Source organism: Nostoc sp. CHAB 5715, from assembly GCF_020829685.1.
Lineage (GTDB): Bacteria > Cyanobacteriota > Cyanobacteriia > Cyanobacteriales > Nostocaceae > Nostoc.
The window spans coordinates 1-3,585 of sequence record NZ_JAIVFR010000789.1 but is presented as its reverse complement, the minus strand read 5'-3'; the positions used below and the strand labels follow the sequence as shown (position 1 = coordinate 3,585).

5 protein-coding genes are annotated in these 3,585 nt (G+C 43.1%); 2 read left to right on the top strand and 3 right to left on the bottom strand.

The genetic code is table 11. The features are described from left to right. On the bottom strand, positions 1–837 hold an 837-nt coding region (locus tag LC574_RS31275; protein ID WP_229457463.1), incomplete at its 3' end, for a septum site-determining protein MinC. Positions 838–872: 35 nt separating this feature from the next. Between LC574_RS31275 and LC574_RS31270 the strand changes: the two genes are divergently transcribed. Then, positions 873–1,061, top strand: a complete 189-nt coding sequence (locus tag LC574_RS31270; protein WP_229457462.1) for a hypothetical protein — start codon at positions 873–875, stop codon at positions 1,059–1,061. On the opposite strand, the gene LC574_RS31265 is transcribed toward LC574_RS31270, so the two are convergent. Further along, positions 1,037–2,359 carry a four-carbon acid sugar kinase family protein gene (locus LC574_RS31265; RefSeq protein ID WP_229457461.1) on the bottom strand — a complete coding sequence of 441 codons (1,323 nt, stop codon included), beginning with the start codon at positions 2,357–2,359 and terminating at the stop codon, positions 1,037–1,039. The genes LC574_RS31270 and LC574_RS31265 overlap by 25 nt on opposite strands. A gap of 51 nt (positions 2,360–2,410) precedes the next feature. Beyond that, complete coding sequence (locus LC574_RS31260; RefSeq protein ID WP_229457460.1) at positions 2,411–3,073, bottom strand: hypothetical protein; 663 nt, start codon at positions 3,071–3,073, stop codon at positions 2,411–2,413. A gap of 319 nt (positions 3,074–3,392) precedes the next feature. Between LC574_RS31260 and LC574_RS31255 the strand changes: the two genes are divergently transcribed. Continuing rightward, positions 3,393–3,584, top strand: coding sequence for a hypothetical protein (locus LC574_RS31255; protein WP_306422183.1), 192 nt, complete (start codon positions 3,393–3,395; stop codon positions 3,582–3,584). Position 3,585 lies beyond the last annotated feature (1 nt).

Sequence of the window (3,585 nt, the reverse complement as noted above, 5' to 3'; positions counted from 1 at the left end):
AGCACCAGCATGAGCGATTCCACGTAAGCGACCCCAGATGATAATATCTCCATCTGCAATTACAATACCACCTGGATTTAAATCTCCCAAGAGAATTACTGTACCAGGATGACGAATTTCTACTCCAGAGCGGACTGTCATTTCTAAATAGAGGGCATCTGCCTGGGGGATAGCTGTAGCTTTTGGCTCAGAATTCAGGGAAGTTACTGGCTGTAATTGTTCTACAGAATACCCAGATGTGACGGCAGCGATCGCAGTTTGCCGACGACTAGTCGAGACTGATATTAGCCGCAGTTGGACTTCACTCAAAGCCTCGACGAGTTCTTGGAGTTGTCTGGCATCTACTAGGCGGTCTTGTGCCATTAGATGCACAGGTGTATTAGATATCCGAAAGCGATCGCCTGCATTCAAACGCTGTCTTATTTGTTGCCAAATATCAGACCAAGTGAGTTCTGAGGCAGATACTTGAGATTCCGGGGGCAGAATTAATAAAAGCCGTCCCTCCTTACTTTTTAACTGGACTTGACTATTGTCATTTACGCGATGCCCTGATATTGCTGACTCATTGGGATTTAAATCAGTAAGGATAAAATCTAATACCGGATCAGTATTTGAATCTACATCTGGGTTAGTAGGATTTGACTCTACATCCTCAAGGGCAGTATTTGATTTTAAATAAAGGAGGACAGAATTTAACTCCTCATCCGGGAGGATAGAATCTGACTCTACATCAGAAACATTAAAATTTACCTCTACCTCAGAAAAGATAGAGCTTGGGTCTGCATTAGGAAGTGCAGAATTTGACTTTAGATTAGGAACCGCAGAATCAGAAGTCATGAAGTACTAGCCAAAAGACAAAGGATAGACAGATTTTGGATTTGTATTACCTACAAGGGTTGAAAGTGCGTAGCAAGACATTAGTCTGGCATGAACCAAAAGATTATTTAATCTCAAATCGTTCGATGGTTCCTGAGCATAGCCGTACCCCTTCGGGGAAGCAAGCTACACGTAGCGTTCGGCAGGAAAGTCTCAAATCTCAAATTGGCATGGTCAACCTCTGATAAACTGTCCCCAAGGCATCAGCATCGCCGACATTACCGGGAAACAGCACTACAGGTAAATCAGGAAACTGGGGATGATCGGATGGCGTTAACACCATTGAACAACCAGCTAAAATTTGACCGAGTAAACGGGCTGAAGTTAAAGCTAGTCCAGTACTCAAGACATCATTAGAAGTAATGCCACCCTTGCTGATTAAGAATCCTATATCAGATGGTAAACCGTGTACAATATCCATCAATAAACCTGAAACTTTTTCCCCAAACTCCAATCGTGTCTTGACATCTTTAAAATTCAGTTCCTGACGGCTAGTATAAACCACTGGTGTTTTACCAGCCTCATGTGCCGCCCGTGTACTTTCTTGAATTTCAGTTAGCAGTGCCGCAGATTGATTTACATCATCAAGTAATCGCGCTACATTGACTTCGATTCCCGCCGTTCCTTCTAGCCGTAACAGTGCCTCTAATTGCTGGGTAGTCTTTTTCACATGGGAACCAACAATCACCGCACCTGGTTTGCCTTGTCGCACGTACTGCGCCATCTTTTCGGCGGCAATTGGTTGGGGTGGTAAAGCGGCTAAAGCTGTTAAAATACTTGCTGCACTGCGAAACAAAAAGCGTTTCCCTTGACTTGCTGCTGCTAATATGTCTACTGCAAAGCGGTTGAGATCGTCTTGAGTTTCACCATCTACAACAGCACACTGATTACCACTCAGTTGTAACAAGCGTTTCAAACTACCAGCGCGAATATCAGCGAGGAGAAACCTTTCTACAGCTTCGGCACTAATTTGTCCTTGAGTCTTTTCTTCGACATACTTGGGTAAGTAACTGTGATGGTAGCTGAAGACTGAATCACGGGCAAATTCAGTTTCATGGACTGGGGTAGGTACACCGCCAATAATCAAGTAATGCACACTATCGCGGGTGATGCGTCCACCCTCAAAAAATGCTGGTACGAGAAAATGAGCATCAAAGGGGCCGAGTTCTTGGGCGATCGCATCAGTTTCAATGGGATAATGTCCTCGCAAAGTAGAATCAGAACGGCTGACAATCAGAAAATCGTCAATTCCTTCAGCATTCAAAGCGATTTTCAGGTTATGGCAAACTTCTTTAGTGACAGATGCAGCTGACTCTGGCGTTAGCGATCTAGTATTAGTCAGCACAAAGAAAATCGGCGAATCATCCTGCAACCCGGTGCGTAGCCTGTCCACATCCCAGTGCATTAGCAGCAAGCAGCTGTGGACTGTTTGAGAACCCGTAGGGTCATCATCCAGGACAATTATTTTTGGTTTGTTGCTCATTTAGGTCAACGGGGCGATTGTTTTTTAAGAAAGTGCTTTACAAACATCCACTCAGCCTTTGTGCAATTTTCTGATTTCTGCTTGCACATCGATCGCAATTTGCAATGATTGATTTAGCAGTTGAGCATATTCGCCTGCTTGACTACTAACTTGTAAAGCTTGCAGACTGGCTAAATTATTCACAAATAACTCTTGATTATTAGCAAGCAATTTTTTATTATCCCGCAAAATTCGTTCCGTTTTCAAAGCGCGGACTAAATCTTCTCTAATTAGTTGCAGGGCGGCGGTTACTTGATCTCGGTCATGAAAACTGCTTTCTACGTTTCCTGATGCTGCCAATTGGTCATTAATATCTATAGCAGCAACCAGGTCATGATATTTATCAACTTCATCTAAAAGTATTGTCAGTCCTTCAGGACACGTCAACTGCCGCCACAGCCATCGCCCCACTAATATCGGCATTGGCACTAAAATGAGTAAAAGAATTCCTAGTCGAATTGAAGAACCAATTGTTGGCAGAATAATAAACGCGTAAACAAAACCAACAATTATTGGCGTTAGCGCCAGCGTCACCAGCATTTCATTGATAAAAAACCCTAATCGCTTCTTGCTATCTTGCAAAACCGAGGGTCGAAAAACGTCTTCTGGATCGAACCCAGTCAAACGTCTCAGTTCCCCCTTACTAATTTCCAAGCCTATTAAGTCCGGCTGCACGGCTGGATAACTCCTATGGAAGCCCAAGTTGCGTATTCATTTTAATCGGCTTTGGTAGAGAAGCAATGGATAGTTACGTATAGTTATGTTGAAAGGAGGCAGGAGGCAGGGGGCAGGGGGCAGGGGGAGAATAACAAATGACAAATGACTAATGACAAATGACAAATGACTAATGACAAATGACTAATGACAAATGACTAATGACAAATGACAAATGACTAATGACAAATGACAAATGACTAATGACTAATGACTAATGACAAATGACTAATGACAAATGACAAATGCCCAATGCCCAATGACAAATGACAAATGACTAATGACTAATGACTCAAAACTAAATTATCGATCGCAAGCCGCCGATACCAGCATCGATGCGGATACTTATCTGTTTTCCCAGTTGCGAAAACTCTCACTTGAACAACGAATAAAAATGTTCGCGGCTCATGAACGTGGGGTAAAAAAACTTTGCCTTGCAGGAATTAAATCACGACATCGTAGTGCTTCCTAGG

What these genes read in the sequence shown, in the direction of transcription:
- LC574_RS31255 (WP_306422183.1), top strand. Translation starts at nt 3,393, where the DNA reads ATGACTAATGACTCAAAACTAAATTATCGATCGCAAGCCGCCGATACC.
- LC574_RS31265 (WP_229457461.1), bottom strand. Translation starts at nt 2,359, where the DNA reads ATGAGCAACAAACCAAAAATAATTGTCCTGGATGATGACCCTACGGGT.